The organism is Streptomyces sp. BE20, assembly GCF_036322525.1.
In the GTDB taxonomy this organism is placed as follows: Bacteria; Actinomycetota; Actinomycetes; order Streptomycetales; family Streptomycetaceae; genus Kitasatospora.
Map to the genome: position 1 here is coordinate 17,363 of NZ_JAQYWW010000341.1, position 26,067 is coordinate 43,429.

The 26,067-nt window shown below is 73.6% G+C and carries 23 protein-coding genes and 1 pseudogene; 17 read left to right on the forward strand and 7 right to left on the reverse strand.

Annotation, left to right across the window (positions count from 1 at the left end):
- The first annotated feature begins 8 nt into the window (after positions 1-8).
- Genes PUR61_RS02115 through PUR61_RS02130 form a run of 4 tightly spaced genes read left to right on the forward strand, consistent with a single transcriptional unit; the run spans position 9 to position 4,454 of the window.
- A complete protein-coding gene (locus PUR61_RS02115; RefSeq protein ID WP_329874987.1) occupies positions 9-1,013 on the forward strand; it encodes a proline racemase family protein in 1,005 nt (334 codons plus the stop codon).
- Positions 1,014-1,057: 44 nt separating this feature from the next.
- Positions 1,058-2,422, forward strand: coding sequence for an aldehyde dehydrogenase family protein (locus tag PUR61_RS02120; RefSeq protein ID WP_329874989.1), 1,365 nt, complete (start codon positions 1,058-1,060; stop codon positions 2,420-2,422).
- Positions 2,422-3,459, forward strand: a complete 1,038-nt coding sequence (locus PUR61_RS02125) for a proline racemase family protein (protein ID WP_329874991.1) — start codon at positions 2,422-2,424, stop codon at positions 3,457-3,459. The genes PUR61_RS02120 and PUR61_RS02125 overlap by 1 nt, the downstream gene beginning before the upstream one ends.
- The gene (locus PUR61_RS02130; protein ID WP_443035108.1) at positions 3,456-4,454 is read left to right on the forward strand and encodes an ornithine cyclodeaminase family protein; all 999 of its coding nucleotides are present in this window, start codon (positions 3,456-3,458) and stop codon (positions 4,452-4,454) included. The genes PUR61_RS02125 and PUR61_RS02130 overlap by 4 nt, the downstream gene beginning before the upstream one ends.
- On the opposite strand, the gene PUR61_RS45110 is transcribed toward PUR61_RS02130, so the two are convergent.
- Positions 4,384-4,857, reverse strand: coding sequence for an LmrA/YxaF family transcription factor (locus tag PUR61_RS45110; RefSeq protein WP_443035109.1), 474 nt, complete (start codon positions 4,855-4,857; stop codon positions 4,384-4,386). The two genes, PUR61_RS02130 and PUR61_RS45110, sit on opposite strands and share 71 nt — an antisense overlap.
- Between PUR61_RS45110 and PUR61_RS02135 the strand changes: the two genes are divergently transcribed.
- Positions 4,775-5,068 (forward strand): imine reductase family protein, encoded by a 294-nt coding sequence (locus tag PUR61_RS02135; RefSeq protein WP_329874993.1) that lies wholly within the window; start codon positions 4,775-4,777, stop codon positions 5,066-5,068. The two genes, PUR61_RS45110 and PUR61_RS02135, sit on opposite strands and share 83 nt — an antisense overlap.
- Before the next feature lie 224 nt (positions 5,069-5,292).
- Complete coding sequence (locus tag PUR61_RS02140) at positions 5,293-6,006, forward strand: GntR family transcriptional regulator (protein ID WP_329874995.1); 714 nt, start codon at positions 5,293-5,295, stop codon at positions 6,004-6,006.
- Positions 6,007-6,341: 335 nt separating this feature from the next.
- Here the strand turns inward: PUR61_RS02140 and PUR61_RS02145 are convergent.
- Together PUR61_RS02145 and PUR61_RS02150 are read right to left on the reverse strand one after the other, a co-directional pair.
- Positions 6,342-7,013: pseudogene (locus PUR61_RS02145) on the reverse strand (ABC transporter ATP-binding protein); the annotation flags it as partial.
- Positions 7,010-8,086 (reverse strand): ABC transporter permease, encoded by a 1,077-nt coding sequence (locus tag PUR61_RS02150; RefSeq protein ID WP_329874997.1) that lies wholly within the window; start codon positions 8,084-8,086, stop codon positions 7,010-7,012. The gene PUR61_RS02150 and the pseudogene PUR61_RS02145, both read right to left, overlap by 4 nt.
- Before the next feature lie 164 nt (positions 8,087-8,250).
- On the opposite strand from PUR61_RS02150, the gene PUR61_RS02155 reads away from it, so the two are divergent.
- The 3 genes from PUR61_RS02155 to PUR61_RS02165 all read left to right on the forward strand — a co-directional run bounded on the left by PUR61_RS02155 (position 8,251) and on the right by PUR61_RS02165 (position 11,221).
- Entirely contained in the window at positions 8,251-9,468 is a 1,218-nt protein-coding gene (locus tag PUR61_RS02155; protein WP_329874999.1) for a sensor histidine kinase, read from the forward strand.
- Complete coding sequence (locus PUR61_RS02160; RefSeq protein ID WP_329875001.1) at positions 9,465-10,115, forward strand: response regulator transcription factor; 651 nt, start codon at positions 9,465-9,467, stop codon at positions 10,113-10,115. Before PUR61_RS02155 ends, PUR61_RS02160 begins: the two co-directional genes overlap by 4 nt.
- A 65-nt stretch (positions 10,116-10,180) precedes the next feature.
- A complete protein-coding gene (locus PUR61_RS02165; protein WP_329875003.1) occupies positions 10,181-11,221 on the forward strand; it encodes a nitronate monooxygenase in 1,041 nt (346 codons plus the stop codon).
- Here PUR61_RS02165 and PUR61_RS02170 read toward each other — a convergent pair.
- On the reverse strand, positions 11,181-11,591 hold the full coding sequence (locus tag PUR61_RS02170; RefSeq protein ID WP_329875005.1) for a MerR family transcriptional regulator: 411 nt from the start codon (positions 11,589-11,591) through the stop codon (positions 11,181-11,183). The genes PUR61_RS02165 and PUR61_RS02170 overlap by 41 nt on opposite strands.
- A gap of 251 nt (positions 11,592-11,842) precedes the next feature.
- A complete protein-coding gene (locus PUR61_RS02175; RefSeq protein WP_443035110.1) occupies positions 11,843-13,354 on the reverse strand; it encodes an aminopeptidase P family protein in 1,512 nt (503 codons plus the stop codon).
- A 238-nt stretch (positions 13,355-13,592) separates the two neighbouring features.
- On the opposite strand from PUR61_RS02175, the gene PUR61_RS02180 reads away from it, so the two are divergent.
- The 5 genes from PUR61_RS02180 to PUR61_RS02200 are packed head-to-tail and all read left to right on the forward strand — an operon-like array spanning position 13,593 to position 19,275.
- Positions 13,593-15,344, forward strand: a complete 1,752-nt coding sequence (locus PUR61_RS02180; RefSeq protein ID WP_329875009.1) for an ABC transporter substrate-binding protein — start codon at positions 13,593-13,595, stop codon at positions 15,342-15,344.
- 13 nt (positions 15,345-15,357) lie between these two features.
- On the forward strand, positions 15,358-16,317 hold the full coding sequence (locus PUR61_RS02185) for an ABC transporter permease (protein WP_329875011.1): 960 nt from the start codon (positions 15,358-15,360) through the stop codon (positions 16,315-16,317).
- Entirely contained in the window at positions 16,314-17,300 is a 987-nt protein-coding gene (locus PUR61_RS02190) for an ABC transporter permease (protein ID WP_329875013.1), read from the forward strand. Before PUR61_RS02185 ends, PUR61_RS02190 begins: the two co-directional genes overlap by 4 nt.
- Positions 17,300-18,301, forward strand: coding sequence for an ABC transporter ATP-binding protein (locus PUR61_RS02195; RefSeq protein ID WP_329875015.1), 1,002 nt, complete (start codon positions 17,300-17,302; stop codon positions 18,299-18,301). Before PUR61_RS02190 ends, PUR61_RS02195 begins: the two co-directional genes overlap by 1 nt.
- Entirely contained in the window at positions 18,298-19,275 is a 978-nt protein-coding gene (locus PUR61_RS02200) for an ABC transporter ATP-binding protein (protein ID WP_329875017.1), read from the forward strand. Before PUR61_RS02195 ends, PUR61_RS02200 begins: the two co-directional genes overlap by 4 nt.
- 190 nt (positions 19,276-19,465) lie before the next feature.
- On the opposite strand, the gene soxR is transcribed toward PUR61_RS02200, so the two are convergent.
- Complete coding sequence (soxR, locus tag PUR61_RS02205) at positions 19,466-20,203, reverse strand: redox-sensitive transcriptional activator SoxR (RefSeq protein ID WP_329875019.1); 738 nt, start codon at positions 20,201-20,203, stop codon at positions 19,466-19,468.
- Between the two features lie 74 nt (positions 20,204-20,277).
- On the opposite strand from soxR, the gene PUR61_RS02210 reads away from it, so the two are divergent.
- Positions 20,278-21,732 (forward strand): MFS transporter, encoded by a 1,455-nt coding sequence (locus PUR61_RS02210; RefSeq protein ID WP_329875021.1) that lies wholly within the window; start codon positions 20,278-20,280, stop codon positions 21,730-21,732.
- Positions 21,733-21,829: 97 nt separating this feature from the next.
- Here PUR61_RS02210 and PUR61_RS02215 read toward each other — a convergent pair whose 3' ends face one another.
- Positions 21,830-24,202 (reverse strand): immune inhibitor A domain-containing protein, encoded by a 2,373-nt coding sequence (locus PUR61_RS02215; protein ID WP_329875023.1) that lies wholly within the window; start codon positions 24,200-24,202, stop codon positions 21,830-21,832.
- Positions 24,203-24,329: 127 nt separating this feature from the next.
- Between PUR61_RS02215 and PUR61_RS02220 the strand changes: the two genes are divergently transcribed.
- Positions 24,330-24,803, forward strand: a complete 474-nt coding sequence (locus tag PUR61_RS02220) for a MarR family winged helix-turn-helix transcriptional regulator (protein ID WP_329875025.1) — start codon at positions 24,330-24,332, stop codon at positions 24,801-24,803.
- Between the two features lie 86 nt (positions 24,804-24,889).
- The gene (locus PUR61_RS02225; protein ID WP_329875027.1) at positions 24,890-26,002 is read left to right on the forward strand and encodes an LLM class flavin-dependent oxidoreductase; all 1,113 of its coding nucleotides are present in this window, start codon (positions 24,890-24,892) and stop codon (positions 26,000-26,002) included.
- The last annotated feature ends 65 nt before the right edge of the window (positions 26,003-26,067 follow it).

Consider the following 26,067-nt stretch of genomic DNA (forward strand, 5'->3'; position numbering starts at 1 on the left):
TTCGCCAGATGCGCACCCGCCACGTCTTCCACGCCGTCGACTCGCACACCGAGGGCATGCCCACCCGGGTCGTCACCGGCGGGTTCGGCGTCATCCCCGGTGCCACCATGGCCGAACGCCGGGTCCACTTCCAGCAGCACCTCGACCACTTCCGCACCCTGCTGATGTACGAGCCGCGCGGCCACGCCGCGATGAGCGGCGCCGTCCTGCAGCCGCCGACCCGGCCCGACGCCGACTTCGGGGTGCTCTACATCGAGGTCTCCGGCCTGCTGCCGATGTGCGGGCACGGCACCATCGGCGTCGCCACCGTGCTGGTCGAGACCGGGATGGTGCCGGTGGTCGAGCCGGTCACGACCGTCCGGCTGGACACCCCGGCCGGCCTGGTGATCGCCGACGTCGCGGTCGAGGACGGCGCGGCCACCTCGGTCACCATCCGCAACGTGGCGTCCTACTCCGTGGCGCTGGACCGCACGATCGAGGTGCCCGGGTACGGCACCGTCGGCTACGACCTCGCGTACGGGGGCAACTTCTACGCCATCCTGCCGCTCGCCGAGTTCGGGATCCCCTTCGAACGCGAGCGCAAGCAGGACATCCTGGACGCCGGCCTGGCGCTGATGGAGGCGATCAACGGGAGCCCGGACCGGCCGGTGCACCCGGAGGACCCGTCCATCCACAGCTGCCACCACGTCCAGCTGCTCGCCCCCGGCTCCACCGCCGAGCACTCCCGGCACGCCATGGCCATCCACCCCGGCTGGTTCGACCGCTCGCCCTGCGGCACCGGCACCTCGGCCCGGATGGCGCAGCTGCACGCGCGCGGAGAGCTGCCGCTCGGCCGGGACTTCCGCAACGACTCCTTCATCGGGACGACCTTCACCGGGCGCCTGGTCGAGGAGACCGAGGTGGCCGGACGGCCCGCGGTCGTCCCCACCGTCACCGGGCGGGCCTGGATCACCGGCACCGCCCAGTACTTCCTCGACCCCAGCGACCCGTTCCCGGCCGGCTTCCTGCTCTGAAGCCCGCCGCCTCACCCGCCGACCCCCCTGAAGGGCTTGTTGCCGTGACGATCCGTTCGTACAACCCCGCCGACCCCGCGGACCTCGTCGCCGAGGCGCCCGCCCCCGGTGCCGAGGCCGTCGAGGCCACCGTCGCCCGCGCCCGTGCCGCGCAGCCCGGTTGGGTCGCGGCCGGCGCCGGCGGTCGCTCGGCCGCGCTCACCCGGATCGCCGAGGTGGTCGAGGCGCACGCCGAGGAGCTGGCCGCGCTGATCGTGCGCGAGGTCGGCAAGCCGGCGGCCGAGGCACGTGGCGAGGTGGCCCGCACCGCCGCGATCTGGCGGTACTACGCGCAGGCGCCGTACGCGGCGTCCGGCTCCGTGCACGAGACCGCCGCCGGGCCCGGGCTGCTGCTCACCCGCCGCCGTCCGTACGGCGTGGCCGGGCTGATCACGCCGTGGAACTTCCCGCTGGCGATCCCCACCTGGAAGGCCGCACCGGCGCTGGCCGTCGGCAACACCGTGGTGCTCAAGCCGTCCTCGGAGGCGATCGGCTGCGCGAAGCGCCTCGCCGAGCTGGTCGCCGAGGCCGGGCTGCCGGACGACGTCTTCACCGTGCTGCCCGGCGGCGGGGCCGAGGGCGGGACGCTGGTCGGCGCCGCGGACGTGGTCTCGTTCACCGGCTCCACCGGGGTCGGCAAGCAGGTCGTCCGGACCGCCACCGAGCGGGGCACCCCGGTCCAGGCCGAGCTCGGCGGGCTGAACGCCGCGCTGGTCCTGCCGGACGCCGACTTCGAGCAGGCCGCCGCCCACCTGGCCGCGGCGATCGCCGGGTACGCCGGGCAGAAGTGCACCGCCACCAGCCGGGTGATCGCCGTCGGCGAAGCCTACGAGCCGCTGCGCGCCGCGCTGGTCAAGGCGCTGGCGCAGGTCGACGAGACGGCCTGCGGGCCGGTCATCAACGCCGCCTCGCGCGACCAGATCACCGAGGCCCTCGCCTCCGCCCGGGAGGCCGGCGCCGAGGTGCTGGCCGGCGGCGGCGTCCCGGACCGGGCCGGCTGGTACCTGGACCCGACCCTGGTCGCCGGGGTGCCGGACGGGCACCCGCTGCGGCGCGAGGAGTTCTTCGGCCCGATCGCCGTACTGCACGCCGCGGCCGACCTGGACGAGGCGGTCGCGCTCGCCAACGACACCCCGTACACGCTGGCCGCCTCCGTGCACACCCGCAGCCTGGACGTCGCGCTCGCCGTCGCCGACCGGCTGGACGCCGGGATGATCCGGGTCAACGCGCCGTCCAGCGGCGTCGACTTCCACCTGCCGTTCGGCGGCGCCAAGGGCGCCAGCCACGGTGCGCGGGAGCAGGGCGAGGCCGCGCTCGACTTCTACACCCAGGGCCGCACGGTCACCCTGCTGCCGGCGGGCGGTGCCTGATGCGGGTCGATCACGTCGACACGGTCGACTACCACACGGCCGGCGAGCCGTTCCGGATCGTGGTCGGTGGCGCCCCGGTCGTCCCCGGGGACACCGTCGCCGAGCGGCGGGCGATCGCGATCGGCGCGGGCGGCACCGCCACCTCGCCCCGGCCGGGCCCGCTGGACGAGGTGCGCCGGCTGCTCACCCGCGAACCGCGCGGGCACGCCGGGATGTACGGCGGGTTCCTGGTGCCGCCGGACGACGACGAGGCCGACCTCGGCGTGCTCTTCTGGCACAAGGACGGCTACTCGACCGCCTGCGGTCACGGCACCATCGCGCTCGGCGCCTGGGCGGTGGACTCCGGGCTCGTCCCGGCGCCGGAGTTCGGCGTCGCCCGGGTGCGGATCGACGTCCCGTCCGGCCGCGTCACCGCGCTGGTCCACCGGAGCGGCGGGCGCACCACCGGGGTGACCTTCCGCAACGTCCCGGCCTGGGTCGGCGACCTCAAGGTCCCGGTCTCGACCTCGCGCGGCACCGTCGAGGTGGCCGTCGCGCACGCCGGGGCCTGCTACGCCTCGGTGCCGGCCGCCGCGCTGGGGCTCTCGGTCAGCCTCGACCGGCTGCCCGAGCTCACCGCGGCCGGGCGGGAGATCCAGGCCGCGCTGGCCGACGAACCCGCGGTCCAGCACCCGGTGGACCGCCGGCTGTCGGGCGTCTACGGGGTCATCCTGTACGACGAACTCCCCTCCGCCGACGGAGGGTTGAACCAGCGGAACGTCACCGTCTTCGCGGACGGGCAGATCGACCGCTCGCCGTGCGGCTCCGGCACCTCGGCCCGGCTCGCCGTGCTCGCCGCCGAAGGCAGGCTCCTGCCCGGGCAGGAGCTGCGGCACGAGTCGATCGTCGGAACGGTCTTCGGCGGCCGGATCCTGGCCGGCGGCGACCCGTGGGGTGACGGGGTGGTCACCGAGGTGACGGGCCACGCCTACCGCACGGGGGAGCACCGGTTCCTGCTCGACCCCCGGGACGAGCTCGGCGTGGGGTTCCTGCTGTGACGGGCGAGCTCCGGGGCGGCCTCGGGCCGGTCGGCACGGACGCCCCGCCGCCGCCCGCCGCGCCGGTCGGTGAGGTCGGCCCGGCCGGGCAGGTCGGTGAGGTCGGGCAGGGCGCCGTCGGGCTGACCCCGGCCGAGGCCGTCGCCGCGATCGAGCAGGTGCTCCTCGACGGGCTGGACCCGGAGGCCGGGCCCGCCCGCTCGGCGATGCCGGTGCCGGCCGGCGAACTGCTGCTGATGCCGGCCGCCTCCGCCGCGTACACCGGAGTCAAGATCGCGGGAGTCGCGCCCGCCAACCCGGCGGCCGGGCTGCCCCGGATCACCGGCAGCTACCTGCTGCTCGACGGTCCCACCCTGCAGCCCGTCGCCCTGCTCGACGGCGCCGCGCTCACCGCGCTGCGCACGCCGGCCGTCACCGCGGCCGCGCTGCGCCGGCTGGCCGCGCCGGACGCCGCGCACCTGGTCCTCTTCGGGGCCGGCCCGCAGGCGTACGGGCACCTGGACGCGCTGCTCGGCGTCCTGCCGCTGACCCGGGTGACGGTGGTCGCCCGCAGCGAGCGGCCGGCCGAGGCGCTGGCCCGGTACGCCCGGGCGCGCGGCCTGGCCGCGGCCCTCGGCACGCCGGCCGACGTGGCCGACGCCGACGTGGTGGTCTGCTGCACCACGGCGCGCACGCCGCTGTTCGACGGCTCGCTGGTGCCGGACCGCGCGGCGGTGGCGGCGGTCGGCTCGCACGAGGTGGACGCCCGCGAGGTGGACGAGCTCCTGGTCGGCCGGTCCGCGCTGTACGTGGAGGCGCGGTCCGCCGCGCTCCGGGAGGCCGGCGACCTGCTGATGGCGGGCGTCACGGCCGCCGACGAGCTGTGGAACCTGGCCGAGCTGGTGCGCGGCGAGGCGCCGGTGCCGGCGGACCGCCCGCGCTTCTTCAAGAGCGTGGGGATGGCCTGGCAGGACCTTGCCGTGGCGGCGGAGGTGCATCGGCGCGGTCTGCGCTGATCTTCCGCCGGGGTGCCCGGGCCGACGGCCCGGGGCCCGGAGGTCCGGCACGTCGAGTGCGCCCGGTGCGGCCGGCGCGCTCGGCGTGCCGGGCGTCAAGTCCGTTTCCTCGGACACTGGTTGGTCGTTGGAGGAGTGGGCCGGAGCTGCGGCCGACGTACCGGGAGGGATCCCCGGTCGCGTCGGCCGCTTTCGCGTGTCCGGGCCGGTCGGCGGTGCGGTGCCTGAGCGGTGCGGTGCCGGGGCGGCGGGCCACCTGGGCGGCCAGCTCCGCGCCCTCCAGGGTGTTGATGACGGTGGCGGCGAGTTCACGGGCGTCGGTGAGGCCGATCCCCGAGGTGTGCAGCTTCTCCTCGACGATCGCGCGCCAGCGCGCGAACGCCTCGACGACGGCCGCCTCGATGCCCGGATTCCTGTCCTTCTACGCGCCCCGGATCACCGCCGGGCACCACGGGGGTGACGTCGACCGGCTCGTCATGGCCGCCGCCAGCCTCGATCACGTCCTGCACACCGTGGAGGCGTCGGGGGTGGACGGCGCGCTTCCCCGGCTGCTGGCGGACACCTTCCGGCGCGGCGTCGAGGCCGGGCACGGCGGGTCCAGTGCGACAGCCTGATCGAGCCGTTCAGGGGGGAGGGCGCGACGGAGGCGGGGGGAGGGGCGGCCGGGGAGTGACGCGGGTCCGGGGCCGCCGACCGTTGCCACCGGTCGGCGGCCCTGCCACGATGGGGTCCGGCGCAAGATCCGACCGCTGACGGGATCTCCGAATCGCGGACTGTTGCACACTCAACGTAACGTGACATTGTACGCTGGTGTTCTGCACCCACCCGGAGGAACACCATGGCCGACCTCAAACCCCGCACCCTGATCTCCGTCCAGGAGCGGCTGCGCGACCAGGTCGCCCACGCGCTCCGCGCCGCCCTGATCTCCGGTGAACTGCGCCCCGGCGTGGTCTACTCCGCGCCCGCGCTCGCCGCCGACTTCGGCGTCTCCGCCACCCCCGTCCGCGAGGCCATGCTGGACCTCGCCCGCGAGGGCCTGGTCGAGGCCGTCCGCAACAAGGGCTTCCGGGTCACCGAGCTGACCGAGCGCGACCTCGACGACTTCACCGAGATCCGCGCCCTGATCGAGGTCCCGACGGTCGGCCGGGTCACCCGCTCCGCCACCGCCGAACAGCTGGAGGCGCTGCGCCCGCAGGCCGAGGCCATCGTCGTCGCGGCCGGCAAGCACGACCTGATCGGCTACCTGGAGGCCGACCGCCAGTTCCACCTCGACCTGCTCGGGCTGGCCGGCAACGCCCGCCTGGTGGAGGTCGTCGGCGACCTGCGCAAGCGCTCCCGCCTCTACGGCCTCAACCGGCTCGCCGAGCGCGGCGAGCTGGTCTCCTCGGCGGAGGAGCACCTGGCGCTGCTCGACCTGATGATCTCCGGTGACGCCGACGCCGCCGAGGCCTGCATGTCCCGCCACCTCAGCCACGTCCGCTCGCTGTGGGCGGAGGGCCAGGAGGAGGCCGCGGAGGAGGCCCGCCCGGCGCTGCGCCTCCGCGCGCGGTAGGGCGGAGTCACCCGGACGGGTGCGTTCCGGCGATCGGCCGGGGAACGGGCCCGGCTCCTTCGATGATGTTCCCGACATCGGCAGCACGTACGACCCGGCGGTGTTCCGCCTCGTCCTGGAGGTCACGTCGTCGAGCCTGAGTGACGACCTGAAGAAGAAGCCCTCCGCGTACGCGTCCGCCGGGGTGCCCGTCAGGGCGGCGACCGCCGCGTGCACGCCGTCCACCACCCCGGGCAGCCGTTCGCCCTGCCCGAGTCGATCGGGGCCCCGGTGACGCTGTCGGTGGACGACGTGCTGGCGGCGAAGACGTAGGACCCGTCAGGGGGGCAGACCGCTGCGGGGACGGTGAGGCGTCCGTCGTGGACCTCGGCGACCTGGTCGACCGCCGTCAGGTGGGTCCGGTCGTGGGTGACCAGGACGGTGGCCGTGGCACGCCGATGGGTGAGCGCGGTCAGCAGGTCGAGGACGGCCGCCCCGCGTTCGTGGTCCAGGGCGCTGGTCGGTTCGTCCACCAGCAGCACGGTCGGATCGTTCATCAGCGCGCGGGCGATGTTGACGCGCTGGCGCTGACCGCCGGACAGCTGGTGCGGGCGGCGGGCCGCCTGCCCGCGCAGGCCGACCGCGTCCAGCAGGTCCAGCGCCCGGGGGAGCGCGGCACGCGGGGAGCGGCCGTCCAGGTGGGCCATCACCTGGAGCTGTTCGGCCGCGGTGAGCGAGGGCAGCAGGTTGGGCTGCTGGAAGACGATCCCGATCCGGTCCCGGCGCAGCGCGGTGAGCGCGGCGCGGCCCAGGCCGGCGGTCTCGGTGCCGTCCACCACCACCCGGCCGGAGTCCGGGGCGATCAGCGTCGCGGCGACCGCCAGCAGGCTGGACTTGCCGGAGCCGGACGGACCCACCACCGCCGTGACCGTGCCCTTCGGGACGGTCAGCGAGACCTCGTCCAGGGCGGTCAGCCGGCCGTCGCCGTCGGGGTAGGTGAGGGTGATGCGGTCGAGGTGCAGGCTCATCGGACGCTCCCCAGAGCGGTCAGCGGGTCGACGGAGGTGATCCGGCGGACGGACAGGGCCGCGCCGACCGCGCCGAGCGTGATCATCACGGCGGCCGGGACGAGCACGGTCGGCGCGTCCAGGACGAACGGCACGGCCGAGCCGATCAGCGCGCCGGCGCCGGCCGCGATCGCGGTGCCGGCGGCGGTGCCCAGGACGAGCAGGACCACCGCCTGGCCGAGGGCGTCCCGCAGCAGGTAGCGGGTGGAGGCGCCGAGCGCCTTCAGGACGGCGATGTCGCCGCTGCGCTGGATCGTCCACACGGTGAAGAACGCGCCGATCACCAGGGCCGAGATGGCGAACAGGAAGCCGCGCATCAGCTGGAGCGAGCCGTTCTCCGAGGTGTAGGAGCCGATCGCGGCGAGCGAGTCCGCCCGGCTGCGGGTCTCGGTGCCGAGGCGGGCGTCGGCGGCGGCCAGATCGGCACCGGAGGCGGTGGTGAGCGCGACCACGGTGGCGTGACCCGCGCCGCCCGGCGCGGTCTGCTGCCAGTCGGCGAGGCTCGCCCAGACGACCGGGGTGTGGCTGAACGAGGCGTCGCCCGCCACCGCCGCGACCCGGAGCGGCCGACCGGCCAGCGTGAACGCGTCGCCGGGGCGCAGACCGCCGAGGTCCTGTGCGGCGGTCTGCGACAGCACCGCCCGGCCGGGGCCGAGCAGCGCACCCTGCGGGGCCAGCGCCGAGCCGTCCGGCACCCCGAAGACGGAGAGCGCGGCGCTCCGCGGACCGGCCGCCGCCCTGGTGGTCGTGATGCCGAGCGGCTCCGCGGAGGTGACGCCCGGGACCCGCGCCCACTCCTGCCACTGCTCGGGAGTCAGCCGGGAGTCGGTGAAGGAGAGCTTCTGCCCGTCGGCCGGTCTGGCGAAGGCCAGGTGGTCGGCGGGCAGCCCGGTGACCGCCGAGACGTTCTGCCGGCCCAGCCCGGCCGTCAGCCCGGACAACAGGCCGACCAGCACGGTGATCAGTACGATGACGGTTCCCATCAGGGCGAACCGCCCCTTGGCGAACCTCAGATCCCTCCAGGCGACGAACACCTTCGGCCCTTCTTCCCGACGCGTTTTCCGACACTGACGAGACTGGCCGGGGAGGGCGCCTCCGGGCATCGCACCGGGGATGGGAACCTCCGCATCGAAGGGCCGCGGCGGAGCTCAACCCTTTGATTGATGCCGGATGCGGCCGAGGACCCTACGCTGGACGGATGGCGACCGAACGACCACGAACCACCCCCGTCGCCCGCATGCTCCAGGTCTGCCTGCACCTGTCGGTGGCGGGCCTGCTGGCGCTGGCCGTCGCGCGGGCCGCGGTCGGCCGGGGCGGTGACCTCGCGGCCGTCACCTCCGCCGCCACCGCGATGGCCGCCGTCTACGCGGCCGGACCGCTGATCGGCGCCGTCCGCCGCTCCCGCCGGGCCTCCGTGCTCTGGCTGGCCCTGCTCGGCGTCACCTGGGCGGGTGTCCTCGTCGCCACCCCGGACGGGGTCTGGGTGGCCTTCCCGCTGTACTTCCTGGAACTGCACCTGCTCGGACGCCGGGCCGGACCGGCCGCGGTGCTGCTCACCGCCGTCGCCGCCATCACCGCGTACTCGGCGCACGAGCACACCGTCAGCGTCGCCGCCGCGATCGGGCCGTTGCTGGGGGCCGCCGTCGCCGTCGCCACCGTCCTCGGCTACCAGGCGCTCTACCGGGAGAGCGAGGAACGCCGCCGGCTCATCGACGAGCTCACCGCGGCCCGCGCCGACCTCGCCGCCGCCCACCACGCGGCCGGCGTCCTCGCCGAACGCGAGCGGCTCGCCCGGGAGATCCACGACACCCTCGCGCAGAGCCTCACCAGCATCCAGTTGCTGCTCCGGGCCGCGCAGCGGGCGCTGCCGGAGCGGACCGGGGCCGTCGCCGAGTACGTGGAGCAGGCCCGGCAGGCCGCCCAGGACAACCTCGCCGAGGCGCGCCGCTTCGTCCGCGCCCTCACCCCGCCCGACCTGGAGAGCGGCTCGCTGCCCGACGCGCTGGAGCGGCTCTGCGCCACGACGTCGGTGCGCAGCGGACTGCCCGTGCGGCTGCACGTCTCCGGGGAACGGGTCCGGCTGCCCGTGCCGCACGAGGTGGCGCTGCTGCGGATCGCGCAGTCGGCGCTCGGCAACACGGTGCGGCACGCCGGGGCGACCCATGCGGAGATGACGCTCGGCTTCACGCCGGGAGAGGTCGCGCTGGACGTGGTGGACGACGGGGCGGGGTTCGACCCGGAGGCCCTGGCCGAGGCCGGTCCGGGCGACGGCGACCGCGGGTTCGGGCTGCCGTCCATGCGGGCCCGGGCCCGTTCGCTCGGCGGGACCTTCGCGGTGGAGTCGGCGCCGGGCGAGGGCACGGCGCTCGCCGTACTGTTGCCGGTGCCCGCTGCCACCCCGGAGGAGTCCGCATGACCGACGGCACGATCGGCCTGCTGATCGCCGACGACCACCCGGTGGTCCGGGCCGGCCTGCGGGCCGTCCTGGAGAGCGAGCCGGGCTTCGTGATCGTCGCGGAGGCGGCCACCGCCGAGCGGGCCGTCGAACTGGCGGCGGACCCGGGTGTCGACGTGGTGCTGATGGACCTGCAGTTCGGGGCCGGCTCGGCGATGAACGGGGCCCAGGCCACCGCGGCGATCACCGCCCGGGGCGCGGGGGCGCCGCGGGTCCTGGTCGTCACCACGTACGACACCGACGCGGACACCCTGCCGGCGCTGGAGGCCGGGGCCACCGGCTACCTGCTGAAGGACGCGCCGCCGGAGGAGCTGGCCCGGGCGGTCCGGTCCGCGGCGGCCGGGCGGTCGGCGCTGGCGGCCACGGTGGCGGACCGGCTGCTGGAACGGATGCGGACGCCGGCGGCGGCGTTGAGCGTCCGCGAGACGGAGGTGCTGGGGCTGGTCGCGGACGGGCTGACCAACCAGCAGATCAGCCGGGAGCTGCACCTCAGCCAGGCCACGGTGAAGTCGCACCTGGTGCACGTCTACACCAAGTTGGGGGTCGAGTCGCGCACGGCCGCGGTACGGGCGGCGCGGGCCGGGGGACTGATCCGCCGGGGGCCGTAGACCGCTGGGGCGTAGGGTGGTGGCTGTTCGAACCGCTTAGCGACACCTCGGTGGAGGACCTCCGGATGGCCGTCCGACTCGACGCACTCGACCGACTCGCCGTGCCCGTGATCGCCGCGCCGATGGCGGGCGGGGCGTCCACACCGGAGCTGGTCGCCGCGGTGAACGGCGCCGGCGGGCTCGGCTTCCTGGCCGCCGGGTACCGGAGCGCCGCCGCGATGCTCGAACAGATCCACCGGGTACGGGAGACGACGGACCGGCCGTTCGGCGTCAACCTCTTCGTGCCCGCGGAGCCGGGCGACCCGGCGGCCGTCGCGGCCTACCGGGACCGGCTCCGGCCGGAGGCCGAACGGCACGGCGTGACGCTGCCGGAGACGATCGCGCCCGACCGGGACGACTGGGACGCCAAGATCGCCGCGCTGCTCGCCGGGCCCGCCCCGGTGGTCTCCTACACCTTCGGGCTGCCCTCCGCCGAGGAGGCGCGGGCGCTGCGGGCCGCGGGGAGTTTCCAGGTCGGCACGGTGACCACCCCCGAGGAGGCCCGGCGGGCCGAGGCGGTCGGGATGGACGCGCTCTGCGTCCAGGGTCCGGAGGCCGGCGGGCACCGGGCGACCCACCGGGTGGCGGACCGCCCGGGGGACCGGCCGCTGCTCGAACTGCTGGCCGGCGTCCGGGCGGTGACCGGACTGCCGCTGATCGCCGCCGGCGGGCTGGCCGACGGCCCGGCCGTCGCGGGCGCGCTGCGGGCCGGCGCGGTGGCCGTCCAGCTCGGGACGGCGATGCTGTGCGCGGACGAGTCCGGGGCGTCGGAGGCGCACCGGTCGGCGCTGGCGGAGTTCGAGGAAACGGTGGTGACCCGGTCGTTCACCGGGCGCCCGGCACGCGGCCTGCGCAACGCGTTCATCGACCGGTACGAGCCGTACGCGCCGGCCGCCTACCCGGAGGTGCACCACCTGACGCAGCCGCTGCGCGCGGCGGCGACCCGCCGGGGGGACACCGCGGCGATGCACCTGTGGGCCGGGACGGGCCACCGGGCGGCGCGCGGCGGGCCGGCGGCGGAGCTCGTCAAGGAGCTGTGGGAGCGGGCTCGGGCCGCGGGTCGCTGAGCACCGCGCGGTAGTGGCCGATCTTGGCCCGGATGCGGCCCTGCTGCCGTCGCAGATGGGCGATCTGCTCCTCGACCCGGGCGTCGTGCTCCTCCAGCACGGCGAGCCGCTCGGCGACCGTGAGGTCCCCGCTGCGTGCGAGTTCGGTGAAGCGGAGCATGCCGGCGATGGGCATGCCGGTGTCCCTCAGGCACCGCAGCATGCCGAGCCAGGCGAGGTCGTGCTCGCTGAACAGCCGCCGCCCGGTGCGGTCGCGCTGTACGGCGTCCAGCAGCCCGATCTTCTCGTAGTACCGCAGCGTGTCGAGGCTGAACCCCGACCGCGCCACCGCCTCCGCGGGCGACAGCATCTCCGTACCGGCTCCACTCATGCGGCCGATCATCCCACCGGATATGAGCGCACCACCGGGGCGTGCGGCAGCGGACATGCCGTCCCCCGCCGGGGGTCGGCGGAGGAATCCGAGCGGCACCTCCACGGGCAGGTGGACAGCCTGGAGAACCTCCGCGCGTACGCCGCCGAGATCGGCGGGGAGGTCGAGGGCACGGTGCGGCAGGGGGATCGGACGATCAAGGTCGCCTGAGGGCCCCCTGCCACGGGGCGGGCCGGTCGGCCCGCCCGGGATCAGGCGAGGAGGTCGGCCATCCAGGACTCGATGCCGGCGACGGAGCGGGGCAGGACGCCGGACATCAGGCGGGCGCCGTCGGCGGTGATGACGAGGTCGTCCTCGATCCGGATGCCGAGACCGCGCAGCTCCAGGGGGAGGGTCTCGTCGTCGGGCTGGAGGTAGAGGCCGGGCTCGACGGTGAGGACGTGGCCCTCCTCCAGGACGCCGTCGAGGTAGGTCTCGGCCCGGGCCTTCGCGCAGTCGTGGACGTCGAGGCCGAGCATGTGGCCGGTCCCGCAGAGGGTGTAGCGGCGGTAGAGGCCGCTGTCCTCGGCGAGGGCCTCCTCGGCGGAGACGCGCAGCACGCCCCAGTCGGCGAGGCCTTCGGCGATGACCCGCATGGCGGCGTGGTGGAAGTCGCGGAACCGGGCGCCGGGGCGCAGCGCGGCGATGCCGGCGCTCTGGGCGGCGAGGACGAGCTCGTAGGCCTGGCGCTGGACCGGGCTGAAGGTGCCGTTGAGCGGGAGGGTGCGGGTGATGTCGGCGGTGTAGAGGGTGTCGGTCTCCACGCCGGCGTCGAGGAGCAGCAGCGCGTTCGGGTCGATGGCGCCGTCGTTGCGGATCCAGTGCAGGACGCAGGCGTGCGCCCCGGTGGCGGCGATGGTGTCGTAGCCGATGCCGTTGCCCTCGGCGCGGGCGCGCAGGTTGAAGACGCCCTCGATCCAGCGCTCGCCGCGGTGGTGGCGCAGTGCGTCGGGCAGTGCGCGGACGACGTCCTGGAAGCCGAGCACGGTGTGGTCGACGGAGAGCTGGAGCTGCTCGACCTCCCAGGCGTCCTTGACCAGGCGCAGCTCGGAGAGGACGGCGGCCAGGGTGGCGTCGTTCTCGGCCCGGGCGGCGGCGCCGGGGCGGCCGGCGGCGGTGTCGAGTTCGCTGTCGATGCCGGCGAGCACGCGGGTGGCGGGCTGGGGGCCGGCGAGGAGCTTGTCGAGGTCGTCGAGGTGTTCGGCGCGGATGCCGGTGAGCCGGGCGGCCTCGTCGAGGTCGGGGCGGCGGCCGACCCAGAACTCGCCGTAGCGGCGGTCGCGGTAGAACTCGGCGCCGCGGACCGGGTCGCCGCCGCGGGGGGAGCGGGGGCGCAGGTAGAGGACGGGCTCGTGGCCGTCGGGACCGGTCGGTTCGAGGACGAGGACGTGGCCGACCTGGTCCTCGCCGGCGAGGCCGGTGAGCCAGGCGTAGGCGCTGTGCGGGCGGAACCGGTAGTCGACGTCGTTGCTGCGGACCTTGAGCCGGCCGGCCGGAACGATCAGCCGCTCGCCGGGGAAGGCGGCGGAGAGCCGGGCGTGGCGGCCCGGCAGCGCGGCGTGGGCGGGGACCCGGTTCGCGGCGGGGAGCGGGGTGGGGGCCCAGGAGGTGCCCATGAAGGCGTCGAGGGCGGGGGAGACGGGGAGGTCGTGGCTGCCGGTGTTGAGGCCGGTCTGACGGAGGGTCACCGGGGGTACTCCTAAGCGGGCTTCCTGGAACGGGATTTCCCTGATCAAGGCCCTTGCGGGTCGGGCTTCGGGCGATCGGGGCGCGGGGGCGGCACGGACACAGCTCGGTAACGGGTCGCGTCACCTCTTGTGCAGTGCAATTTCACATTACTATGTTACGGGTCACACCGAGGAGCGGCTAGACCCCTTGAGGTCGCCCTCCCGGCAGGACCCCGGATCACCCCGGGGCGGACGACGGGCCGGTCACGGTTGGCCCCCCACAGCGGAGTTGCACATGACCAGGCGTACCCAGGCTGCCCTCGCGGCGGCCATCGCGGCGACAATGACCCTCGGCCTCGGGGCCTGTGCCAAGGACAAGAGCGACACCGGCGGTGACGCCGCGCCGAGCTCCACCAAGGGTCCGGGCGCCGAGTCCGGCACGATCATCGGCGGCTCGCCGGTCAAGGGCGGCACCCTCACGGTGCTGACCAACCAGGACTTCGCCCACCTCGACCCGGCCCGCAACTGGGTGCTGCCGCACATGGACTTCGGCACCCGCCTGATCTACCGCACCCTGGTCACCTTCAAGGCCGAGCCGGGTGCCGCCGGCAACGAGATCGTCCCGGACCTCGCCACGGACACCGGCCGCCCCTCCGACGGCGGCAAGACCTGGACCTTCACCCTGAAGGACGGCCTCAAGTACGAGGACGGCACCCCGATCAAGTCCGCCGACATCAAGTACAACGTCGAGCGCTCGTTCTCCCCCGACCTCACCGGCGGCCCCGACTACGCCGTCCAGTACCTCGCCGGCGGCGAGAACTACAAGGGCCCGCTGACCGGCGAGCACCTGCCGAGCATCGAGACGCCGGACGACAAGACCATCGTCTTCCGCCTCAAGCGCTCGGTCGCCGAGTTCGCCTACACCGCGACCCTGCCGACCTTCTCCCCGGTGCCGCAGGCCCAGGAGAAGGGCACCCAGTACGACATCCGCCCGTTCTCCTCCGGCCCGTACAAGATCGAGAGCTACGACCGCGGCAAGCAGCTGGTGCTGGTCCGCAACACCAACTGGGACGCCGCCAGCGACACGGTCCGCAAGGCCTATCCGGACAAGATCGTGGTGACCCAGGGCCTCAAGGGCGGCCAGGCCGACGACCGGATCATCGCCAGCGACGGCGCCGACGCCTCCGCCATCGAGATGCCGTGGATGCGCCCCGAGTCCGTGCCGAAGGTGCTGCCCAAGCCGGACGTCAAGGCCCGCATGGTGGCCGAGCGCACGGGTTGTACCGACAGCCTCTACCTGAACACCTCCAAGGCGCCCTTCGACGACCCGAGGGTCCGCGAGGCGATGATGTACGCCGTCGACCGGGAGAGCCAGGTCACCGCGTTCGGCGGCCCCGCGATGGCCGACGTCGCCACCTCCTTCCTGCCGCCGTCGCTGAACGGCGGCACCAAGGCCGACCCGCTGAAGATCCCGGCCACCGGAGACCCGGAGAAGGCCAAGGAGCTGCTGAAGGCGGCCGGCAAGACCGACCTCAAGCTCTCGCTCACCGTCTCGCTCGGTGACAAGACCCGCGGCGAGGCCCTCCAGCAGTCGCTGACCAAGTCCGGCATCCAGGTCACCGTCAACACCGTCGACCCGTCGGCCTTCGCCGACACGGTCGGCGACATCAAGAACGCCCCCGACCTGCTGATCCAGGGCTGGTGCCCGGACTACCCGTCCGCCGCGACCTTCTTCCCGTTCCTCTTCGACGGCCGGACCATCAAGGAGAAGGGCAACCAGGGCAACTACAGCCAGTTCCGTGACCAGGCCACGATGGACCGGATGGACCAGATCGCGGCCATGACGGACGTCAACGAGGCCAACAAGGCCTGGTCGCAGCTGGACGAGGACCTGATGAAGAAGGCCCCGGCCATCCCGCTGATGTGGCAGCGTCGCCCCCTGCTGGTCGGCACCAACGTGGCCGGCGCGTTCGGCAACTCCGGCTACGCAGGCATGATCGACATGGCCGTGATCGGTCTCAAGGACCCCGCGAAGAGCCAGGGCTGAGGGACCGTTCGCGATGAGTAGTACTTCCACTGAGCCCGCTGCCGCGCCCGTCGCGGCGGCGGGCCCCGCGAAGGCCGGGCGCGGGCCCTGGCGGCTGGTCTGGGACCAGCTCTGGGCCCGCGGCGCGGCCCGGTTCGGCCTGATCACGGTCGGGGTCCTGCTGCTGCTGGCAGCCCTGGCCAGTCCACTGAGTGCCCTCGGCGGCTGGTCCCCCGAGGAGTTCGACAAGCGGGCCATCGACCCGTACATGGGCGGCGTGCCCATCGGTGACTTCGGCGGCATCGGCGCCCGGCACTGGTTCGGCGTCGAACCGGTCACCGGCCGCGACCTGTTCGCGCGCGTCCTGCACGGCGGCCAGGTCTCGCTGCTGATCGCCTTCACCGCCACCGCCCTGGTCGTGGTCGCCGGCACCCTCGCCGGCATCGCGGCCGGCTACTTCGGCGGCCGCGTCGACACGGTGCTGTCCCGGTTGATGGACCTCACGATGTCGTTCCCGTCGCTGATCTTCATGATCGCGATGATGTCGGTGGCCAAGGACGTCAACCGGATCCTGCTGATGACCGTGGTGATCGGCATGTTCGGCTGGCCCGGCATCGCCCGGGTGGTCCGCGGCCAGACCCTCTCGCTCAAGCACCGCGAGTACGTCGAGGCCGCCAAGGTCGGCGGCGCACGCTCCTGGCGCATCCTGACCCGGGAGATCCTGCCGAACGTCTCCGGCCCGATCATCGCGTACACCACGCTGCTGATCCCCGGCATGATCGCCACCGAGGCCGCGCTCTCCTACCTCGGCGTCGGCGTCCGCCCGCCCACGGCCTCCTGGGGCCAGATGATCGCCGAGTCCATCGTCCACTACGAGATCGACCCGACGTACTTCCTGATCCCGACGGCCTTCCTCTTCACCGCCGTGCTCGCCTTCACCCTGCTCGGCGACGCGCTGCGGGACATCCTCGACCCCCGGGGAGGCAGGTCGTGATCCTCTACTTCGGCCGCCGGTTGATCGGCGTGGCCGGCATCCTGCTGACCATCTGCGCCATCACCTTCACCATCTTCTACCTGCTGCCCAACGACCCGGCCGCGGCCGCCTGCGGCAAGACCTGCAGCCCCGAGCGGCTCGCCGAGGTCAAGGCCGCGATGGGCCTCGACGCCCCGATCTGGGAACAGTTCGGCTCCTACCTCTCCGGCATCGTGGCCGGCCGCGACTACGGCAGCGGCCCGAGCGCCGTCCACTGCGGATTCCCGTGCCTCGGCTACTCCTACGAGTACTCGCTGCCGGTCTGGGACCTGCTCGTCGACCGCCTGCCGGTCTCCGTCTCGCTCGCCCTCGGCGCGTCCGTGCTCTGGCTGGCCCTCGGCCTCGGCGCCGGTGTCACCTCGGCCCTGCGCAAGGGCAGCCTCGCCGACCGCGCCCTGATGGTGCTCTCGGTCGGAACCGCCTCGCTGCCGGTCTACTTCACGTCGATCATGCTGATCTGGGGCGTCGTCCGGACCGCCGGCCTGCTGCCCTACCCGGCGTACCACCAGTTCACCGACGGCCCTCTCGACTGGGCCTCCAACCTGCTGCTGCCGTGGATCGCCCTGGCCCTGCTCAACGCGGCCATGTACGCCCGGCAGAGCCGCAACTCGATGATCGAGACCATGGCCGAGCCGTACATCCGCACGGCCCGCGCCAAGGGCCTGCCGGCCCGGACCGTCACCGTCAAGCACGGGCTGCGCTCCGGCATGACGCCGATCCTCACGATCTTCGGCATGGACCTCGGCGGCCTGCTGGCCGGAGCCGTCATCACCGAGTCCATCTTCGGCCTGCCCGGCGTCGGACGGCTCTTCTACGACGGCCTGCTCCGCTCCGACCAGCCCATCATCCTCGGCGTCACCCTGCTCGCGGCCTTCTTCATCGTGGTCGCGAACCTGCTGGTCGACGTGCTCTACGCGTACGTCGACCCGAGAGTGAGGTACTGATGACCGGTCTTCTGGAGGTTGACGACCTCAGGGTCGCGTTCAACACCCCGCGCGGCATCGTCCGGGCCGTCGACGGCATCAGCTTCGCCGTCGAGGCGGGGAGGACCCTCGGCCTGGTCGGCGAGTCCGGCAGCGGCAAGTCCGTCACCTCGCTCGCCGTCATGGGCCTGCACCGCGGCGCCAGCGTCACCGGCTCGATCCGGCTGAACGGCCAGGAGCTCAACGGCCTCGGCGAGAAGGAATTCGGCACCGTCCGGGGCCGGCGGATCGCCATGATCTTCCAGGACCCGCTCTCCAGCCTGCACCCCTTCTACACGGTCGGCGAGCAGATCGCCGAGCACTACCGGGTGCACTTCAAGGCCTCCCGCAAGGCCGGCCGGCAGCGCGCGATCGAGATGCTCACCGAGGTCGGCATCCCCGAACCGGCCCGCCGGGTCGACGAGTACCCGCACCAGTTCTCCGGTGGCATGCGCCAGCGCGTGATGATCGCCATGGCGCTCGCCTGCGAACCGGAGCTGCTGATCGCCGACGAGCCCACCACGGCCCTCGACGTCACCGTCCAGGCCCAGATCCTCGACCTGATCGCCCGGATCCAGCAGGAACGCGGCCTCGGCGTCGTGATGATCACCCACGACCTCGGCGTGGTCGCCCGGGTCGCCCACGAGGTCATGGTCATGTACGGCGGCCGGGCCGCCGAACAGGCCCCCGTGGACCGGCTGTTCGGCACCCCCGCGCACCCGTACACCCGAGGGCTGCTCGACTCGCTGCCCCGCCTCGACGACACCGACGACGCACCGCTGCGGGCGATCCCCGGCAGCCCGCCGTCGCTGATCGCCCCCGCCCCCGGCTGCTCCTTCGCCCCGCGCTGCGCCCGCACCGCCGCCGCCACCGCCGAGGAACACAGCCGCTGCCTGTCCGAGCGCCCGGAGTTCGGGCCGCTCGCCACCGGCCACCAGGCCGCCTGCCATCTGCCGCTGGTGCCGGAAGGAGTCCTCGGATGACCGAGCCCTTGCTGTCCGTCCGGGATCTCGTCAAGACCTTCCCGGGTCGGCGTACCCGTACCGGCCGGCCCGGTGCGCCGATCCGCGCCGTGGACGGGGTCAGCTTCGACGTCGGCGCGGGCGAGACCCTCGGCCTGGTCGGTGAGTCCGGGTGCGGCAAGTCCACCACCGGGCGCATGATCGTCCGGCTGGCCGATCCGACCTCCGGCACCGTGACCTTCGACGGCACCGAGATCGGCGCCCTGAGCCAGGCCCAGCTCCGCCCGCACCGGCGGGAGCTGCAGATGGTGTTCCAGGACCCGTACTCCTCGCTCAACCCCCGGCAGACGGTGGCCCGGATCATCTCCGAGCCGCTGCTGGTGCAGGGCACCGGCGCGGCCGACGCGCGCAAGCGCGCCGGCGAGCTGATGGAACTGGTCGGGCTCATCCCCGAGCACCTGGACCGCTACCCGCACGAGTTCTCCGGCGGCCAGGCCCAGCGGATCGGCATCGCCCGCTCGCTGGCCACCTCGCCCCGCCTGGTGGTCGCCGACGAGCCGGTCTCCGCGCTGGACGTCTCCATCCAGGCCCAGGTGGTCAACCTGATGGAGCGGCTCCAGAAGGAGCTGGGGCTGGCGTACATCTTCATCGCGCACGACCTCTCGGTGGTCAAGCGCGTCTGCGACCGGGTCGCGGTGATGTACCTCGGCCGGATCGTCGAGATCGGCGACAAGCAGCAGGTCTACGGCAACCCGGCGCACCCGTACACCAAGGCGCTGCTCTCCGCCGTCCCGCTGCCGGATCCGGCGGCGGAGCGGGCGCGCGAGCGGATCGTGCTGCTCGGCGACCCGCCGAGCCCGGCCGACCCGCCGCCCGGGTGCAGCTTCCACCCGCGCTGCCCGAAGGCCCAGGAGATCTGCCGGACCGAACGTCCGCTGCTGCAGATCGCCGGAACCGGCGGACGCGAGGCGGCCTGCCACTTCCCGGAGAACTGAGCCGGCCTCCGGGGCCGGGCCGGAGGCGCCGCCGTGCGCCGTCCGGCCGATCGAAGCCGCCGTACCGTCCGACCCCCACGGAGGACGGTACGGCACCACTTGCGCGAGGGTTCCGCCCTCGCGCGTCATGCCCCCGGTCGGGCGCGGCGGGGAACCTCACGAGGGCCGCGCCCGACCGGGTCCACGCCGGTCACCGCTCGTCGGGACCGGTACCGGCGCCCTCGGGCCCGACGGGATCGGCGGATCCGTCGGGCCCGTCGGCGTCGTCCGGCAGGCCCGCGCCGCAGGGATCGCCCGAGCCTGCGGGGCCGAACGCAGGACCGTCGGGGCCGCCGGGGCCTGCGAGGTCGCCGAGGCCGTCGGGATCATCGGGGTCGTCCGGGTCGTCCGGGTCGAACTCGTCGTCGAGCAGGCGCCGCGGGCCCGGTCCGTCGGTGCCGAGCGAGTCCTGCGGGTTGAGCACCCGGCAGCGGCGCAGCGAGAGGCAGCCGCAGCCGATGCAGCCCGTCAGCTCCTGCTCCAGCCGCTCGATCTCCCGCCGCCGCGCCGTGAGCAGGGCCGCCCAGCGCCGGGAGATCCGCTCCCAGTCGCGCTTGTCGGGCATCCGGTCGGCCGGCAGGCCCCCGAAGACCTCGGCCACCTCGGCCAGCGGGATGCCGAGCCGCTTGGCGACCAGGATCAGCGAGAGCCGGCGCAGCACGTGCCGGTGGTAGCGGCGCTGGTTGCCGGCGGACCGTTCGGAGGCGATCAGCCCCTGGTCCTCGTAGAACCGCACGGCCGAGGGCGCCACGCCGGCCCGACGGGCCACCTCGCCCACGCTCAGCAGGTCGCCCGGCCGCCGGGTCGCGCCGGCTGCGGGGGCCGGGCCGGTCTCCGCAGCCGCGGGGGCTGCGGGGCTCGCGGAAGCTGCCGGGGTCGCGGGGATCACGGGGAGCTTTCGGCGGTGCTGCGCATATCGCGTCCTTGACTTCAAGTTCTCTTGAACTACTAGCGTACCGAAGCGTGACCGACTCCTCGCATGCACCGACCGCCTCCGCCCCCTCCGACCAGGGCGATTACCCGCCGGAGGCAGGGCCGCCGGATTCCTCCGGCGGGTGGGGTGAACTGTTCTCCCGGCGATTCGCCGCCTCGGCGTCGATCCTCGCAGGCGGCGTCGCCCTGTACGCGATGAACCTCTACTTCACGGCCGCCCTGCTGCCCTCGATCGTCGAGGACATCGGGGGCGCCAAGTACTACGCCTGGGTCGCCACCGGCTTCCTGATGGCCGCCGTGATCGCCGCGATGCTGGTCAGCCGGCTGCTGGCGCGGCTGGGTGCCTCCCGCGCCTACCTGGCCGGGTTCCTGGTCTTCGGGGCCGGTGCGGCGCTGACCGCGGCGAGCCCCTCGATGGAGACGCTGATCGTCGGGCGGGTGGTCCAGGGCTTCGGCGGCGGGCTGGTGGCCGGTCTCGGCTACGCGGTCATCCGCACCGCGCTGCCCGAGCGGCTCTGGACCCGTGCGGCCGGCCTGGTCTCGGCCATGTGGGGTGTGGGCACGCTGGTCGGGCCCTCACTCGGGGGGCTCTTCGCGGAGCTGGGGATCTGGCGCGGGGCGTACCTGCTGCTGCTGGTCGCCGCGCTGGTCCTGGCGGTCCTGGCCCGCCGCTCGCTGCCGGGGCCGTCCGGTACGGGGCAGCACACCGAGCCGCTGCCGCTGCCCTCGCTGGTGCTGCTGACCCTGTCGGCGGCCACGTTCAGCATCAGTTCGACGGTGCCGCGCGGCTGGGCGACGGCGCTCTGCATCGGCGCCGGCCTGGTGCTGCTGGCCGGCTTCGTGCTGGTCGAGCGCGGCGGTTCGGCGACCGTCCTGCCCAAGCTGACCTACCGGCGGGGCAACCACCTGAAGTGGATCTACCTGACCGTCGCGGTGTACTGCGCCGGCGTGATGACCGAGACCTTCATCCCGCTGTTCGGGCAGGAGTTGGGCGGGCTGAGCCCGCTGGCGGCCGGGTTCCTCGGGGCGACGGTGTCGGCCGGCTGGACGTCCGCCCAGCTGTTCAGCGTGAACATGGATTCGGCCCGGGCCCGCGAGCTGGCGATCCGGATCGGCCCGGCGGTGCTCACGGCCGGGCTGCTGGCGTACGGGCTGCTCCAGACCGATTCGGCGTCGACCGGCCGGATCCTGCTCTGGGCCGCCGTGCTGATCGTCGGCGGTACGGGCATCGGCATCGCCTTCCCGCACCTGAGCGTCTCGGCGATGCGCAGCACCGACGACGAGGTGGAGGGCTCCAAGGCCGCCGCGGGCCTCAACACCACCCAGCTGATCGCCTACTCGGTGAGCTCGGCCCTGGCCGGCACGCTGGTGAGCGTCGGCGGTGACTCGCGGCTGGACGCGGCCCGGTACATGATCTTCGGTCTCGGCGGGCTCACCGTGTTCGGTGTGCTCACCGCCGCAATGAGCCTTCGGAAGGCGCGGTAGGTCACGCGCGGAGCCGCCCCGGTCCTCCGTGTGGGGGAGGGCCGGGGCGGCCTACCTGCTACCTGTCCTTCGCGGGGCCGGCGTCAGAGCGCCGGGGTCAGGACGCCGGGCTCACCCGGACAGTGGTGATCTTCCCGCCCTGGGACTCGCGGACCACCTCGATCTTGGTGTTGGTGTCCGGGACCTTCACCCCGAGCTGCGGGGTGGCCGGGTCGCTGTAGACGCCGGTCCGGTCGTTGAACGCCGGGACGGCCGGCTTGGAGCCGATCCGGACCGGGACGCCGGCCTTGTGCAGCGTGAACGCGGTGGTCGGCTTGAGCGAGAAGGTCGCGTCGTAGGTCTGGGCGCGGCCGTTGACCAGGGTGCCGTCGGCGAAGCGGATCGGTGTCGGGTGGGCGTCGATCGGCAGGATCAGGCCGCCGCCCGGGTGGTCCTTGGTGTTGTTGTCGCCGTACCCGGTGTCCCAGAGCCAGATGAGCACGCCCTCCTGGTAGGAGTAGGTGTCGACGATGTCCTTCTTGCCCTCGACGCCGGTGTAGCCGAAGTTGTACGGGCCGGTCTTGAGGAAGGCACCGTAGCCGGTGTACCGGCGGTTCTCGACGAGGTAGGCCCGCGGGTGCTGCTTCACGGCGGTGCGGCCGGTGACCACCTCGAAGCCGGTGGCGGTCCAGCCGTTGAGGCCGTTCTCGGCGCCGTCGGCGAACAGTTCGGTGCCGCCGGCGGTGATCTTCACCGCGTCGACCAGCACGCCCTTGCCGTGCGTGTTGCCGTCCGAGGTGACGTGGAAGCGCAGCCGGACGTTCTGCCCGGCGTAGCCGTCGAGCGGGATGTGCAGCTGCCGGAACGCGCCGGACGTGCCGCTCAGGCCCGGGGTGTTGGCGGTGGTGTTGCCGATCGGGGCGCCGTCCACGGTGCCGCCGAGGGACTTCCAGCTCTTGCCGCCGTCGGTGGAGGCCTCGACCGCGAGGAAGTCGTAGTCCTGCTCGATGTCGTACCAGACCGCCGCGTCGAGGGCGGCCGGGCCGGTCACCGCGCGCAGGTCGACCTCGCGGGCCAGCGCGTTGTCCAGGTTGTCGCCGGTGTCGCTCCACCACTGCTTGGAGCCCTCGCGCGGGTCGGCGAGGTCCGTGCTGGTGGTGCCGTCCGGCAGGTGGACCAGGACGGCCTGGGCCTGGTCGGTGTTGTAGCCGCTGACGCCGAGCGCGTGGCTGGAGCGGGTGGCGGCCTGCGCCTCGTCGTAGTTGAGCCAGCCGAACTGCAGCTTGCTCCAGGCGTCGAGGTCACCGGGGTAGCCGCCGGTGGTGTTCTTGCCCTTGCCCAGGTACGAGCCGGAGGACATCAGTGACCAGAAGTTGACGCTGTTGTCGCCGCCGGAGGTGCTGTACAGGTCGGGCAGGCCGAGGTTGTGGCCGAACTCGTGGGCGAACAGGCCCACTCCGCTGTTCTCGCCGGCCTGGACGTAGTCGTAGACGAACAGGCCGCTGTCGCCGACCGGGGCGCCGCCGATCTTGTTGCCCACCGGGCCGACCTGGCCGGCCGGGTCCGGGAAGGTCCAACTGCGGTGCGCCCAGAGCGCGTCGGCGCCCTGCGTGCCGCCGCCCCAGGTCTCGTCGACGCCGGCGTGCACGACGATCACGTTGTCGAGGTAGCCGTCGGGCTGGCTGAACTCGCCGTTCTTGTCGTGGTCGTAGCGGTCGTAGACGTCGTACTGGGCCAGTTCGGCCTTGATGGCGGCGGCCGGCCTGCCCTTGGCGATCTGGCCGTCGTACCAGGCCTTGACCGCGTCCCGGATGAACTCCTGGCCCTGGGTCCAGGCACCGGAGCCCTGCGGGCCCTTGTTGCTGCCGTACCGGGCCTCGTTGTACGGGAGGGTGACCCAGTTGCTGACGGTGCCCTCGATGTCGTACCGGCCGGAGGACTGGGTGCGGTAGTAGTTGCGCATCGAGACCGCGCCGGGCGAGTCGTCGAAGAACATCTTCTGGTAGTAGTCGCGGCTGAAGTCCTCGGTCCAGAGCGTGTGGTTGTCGCTCTTGCCGGGCTTCGGGATGGTGTTGTGCCGCGGGCCGGGGGTGCCGCCGTAGCGGGGCTGGCCGTTGTGCTGGGTGGTGGTGTCGACGTCGTCGCCGAACTGGGCGAGGATCACGAAGACCTTGTCCTTGCGCTGCTGCGCGAGCTGGACGTAGTCGTTGCCGATCCGGACCTTGGCGGGGGCCCGCCGGTCCGAGGTCTTCGCCGCGACGCCCTTGTTGACCTGCTCCAGGGCCTTGGTGCGGAGCGACTGGCGCTCGCGCTCCTGGGGTGCGAGCGGGCCGGACGGGGCCTCGGCGCCGCCGGCCTCGGCGCTGTCGGCCTCGGCGGCGATGGTGAGGGAGGGGGCGGGGGGAGCGGCCTGGGCTGGGGAGCCGAGAAGCGTGGCCGCTATCGCGCTCGTGGTGAGCGCGGCCGCGAGTACCGCGGACAGTCTGCGCAACTGACCGGTCCTTTCCGGACGGTGGGTGATCTGGTGAAGCGCAGGTAATATTTCACATGTCATGGGTCACACGGAAGATGTCGGCAGGGCCCTCCGGCGGATCGGGCGGGTCGGTAGCATCTGCCACATGGGTGAGCGGGCGGAGTGGCTGGACGAGCGCGAGGACGAGGTCTGGAACGGCTTCTTCGAGACCCAGGTGCTGTTCTGGCGCCGCCTCGCCCAGCAGTTGCAGCAGGAGACCGGCCTCTCCGAGCCGGACCTCGCCATCCTCCAGGCGCTGCTGGCCGCCCCGGACGGCCGGCTGCGGCAGTACCGGCTCGGCGGCGTCACCCAGTTCGAGAAGAGCAGGCTGCACCACCACCTGAACAGGATGGCCGGCCGTGACCTGGTCGCCCGCGAGTCCTGTCCGGACGGTGAGCGTGGCGCCGTCATCGCGCTCACCGAGCACGGCCGGGCCGCCGTCGCCGCTGCCCTGCCGCGCCGGGCGGCGCACATCCGCCGCTGGCTGACCGACCCCCTGACCGGACGTCAGCAGGAAGCGCTGGTCGGGATATCCGCCGTACTGCTGGCCCGGCTGAAGGGCGAGGACCCGGCCGGCTGAACCCCCGGGAGCGGGTTGACGCGTCAACCCGGTGCGCCCATGCTGGGGTTGACACATCAACCCGATGGCACCCCGGGGGGACCGCCATGCGCTTCCTGCTCCTGCCCCACGTCCCCGACCAGTCCACGTCGGACCGTGAACAGCTCCGCGAGCTCGTCGACTACGCCGTCTTCGCCGAGGAGGTGGGGTTCGACGCCTACGGCATCGGCGAGCGCCACGACCGCCCCGCCGTCTCCAGCGCGCCGCCCGTCCTGCTCTCCCACATCGCCGCCGTGACCTCGCGGATCCGGCTCTTCACCGCCGTCACCACGCTCGGCATGCTCGACCCGCTGCGCGCCTACGAGGACTACGCCACCCTGGACAACCTCGCCGAGGGGCGGCTCGACCTGATCGTGGCCAAGGGCGCCTACCCGCGATCCTCCCGGCTGTTCGGCGTGACCAAGGAGAACCAGTGGGAGCTCCTCCAGGAGAACTACCGGCTGTTCCGCACCCTCTGGCGTGAGGAGAAGGTGACCTGGGAGGGCCGGCTCGGCCGCTCGCTGGAGGACGCCGAGCCGCTGCCCCGCCCGTACCAGCCCGAGATCCGGATCTGGCACGGAGCCGGGCACAACCCGGATTCCGCCGACTTCGCGGCCCGCCACGGGGACCCGGTCTTCTCGCCCAACGGCGCGGGCCCGATCGGCCCGTACGCCGAGATCGTGCGGCACTACCGGGAGCGCTGGGCGGCGTACGGGCACGATCCGGCCCGCGCCCTGGTCGGCGCGGGAACGGCCGGCTACTTCGGGGCCCGCACCTCGCAGGAGGCCGTCGCGCGCTACCGCCCGGTCTTCGAGGCCCGGTTGAAGGTCAACCGGGCCTTCGACGGCAGCTCGCTCCGGTTCGACGAGGTCGAGGACCTGATCGAGCACGGCTCGGTGCTGGTCGGCAGCCCGCAGCAGATCATCGAGAAGGTGCTGGGTCAGCACGCGCACTTCGGCCACGAGCTGCTGCACCTGCACGTGGACGGCGAGGTGCTCGACCGCGCCGACTACCTCGGCACCCTGGAGCTCTTCTTCTCCGAGATCGCCCCGGTGCTCCGCCGCGAGCTGCCGAGCCGCCCGTTGGACGCGCCTGCGGAGGCACCGTTGGACGCCCCGTTGGCCGCCCCGTTGGCCGCCCCGGGGGGCGACGGGCGGCCGCGGACGGCGCCGGCGGTGTGACGCGGGGAAGGCCCGGTCGCGCACGCCGTTGCCGCCGCGGATCCCGTGGAGGACCTCGGCGCCGT

Bases quoted from the DNA above. Each gene is read 5' to 3' on its own strand.
- PUR61_RS02220 (WP_329875025.1), top strand. From the start codon at position 24,330: ATGGGTGAGCGGGCGGAGTGGCTGGACGAGCGCGAGGACGAGGTCTGG.
- PUR61_RS02200 (WP_329875017.1), top strand. From the start codon at position 18,298: ATGACCGAGCCCTTGCTGTCCGTCCGGGATCTCGTCAAGACCTTCCCG.
- PUR61_RS02225 (WP_329875027.1), top strand. From the start codon at position 24,890: ATGCGCTTCCTGCTCCTGCCCCACGTCCCCGACCAGTCCACGTCGGAC.
- PUR61_RS02160 (WP_329875001.1), top strand. From the start codon at position 9,465: ATGACCGACGGCACGATCGGCCTGCTGATCGCCGACGACCACCCGGTG.
- PUR61_RS02170 (WP_329875005.1), bottom strand. From the start codon at position 11,591: ATGAGTGGAGCCGGTACGGAGATGCTGTCGCCCGCGGAGGCGGTGGCG.
- PUR61_RS02195 (WP_329875015.1), top strand. From the start codon at position 17,300: ATGACCGGTCTTCTGGAGGTTGACGACCTCAGGGTCGCGTTCAACACC.
- PUR61_RS02165 (WP_329875003.1), top strand. From the start codon at position 10,181: ATGGCCGTCCGACTCGACGCACTCGACCGACTCGCCGTGCCCGTGATC.
- PUR61_RS02155 (WP_329874999.1), top strand. From the start codon at position 8,251: ATGGCGACCGAACGACCACGAACCACCCCCGTCGCCCGCATGCTCCAG.
- PUR61_RS02125 (WP_329874991.1), top strand. From the start codon at position 2,422: ATGCGGGTCGATCACGTCGACACGGTCGACTACCACACGGCCGGCGAG.
- PUR61_RS02140 (WP_329874995.1), top strand. From the start codon at position 5,293: ATGGCCGACCTCAAACCCCGCACCCTGATCTCCGTCCAGGAGCGGCTG.
- PUR61_RS02115 (WP_329874987.1), top strand. From the start codon at position 9: ATGCGCACCCGCCACGTCTTCCACGCCGTCGACTCGCACACCGAGGGC.
- PUR61_RS02185 (WP_329875011.1), top strand. From the start codon at position 15,358: ATGAGTAGTACTTCCACTGAGCCCGCTGCCGCGCCCGTCGCGGCGGCG.
- PUR61_RS02180 (WP_329875009.1), top strand. From the start codon at position 13,593: ATGACCAGGCGTACCCAGGCTGCCCTCGCGGCGGCCATCGCGGCGACA.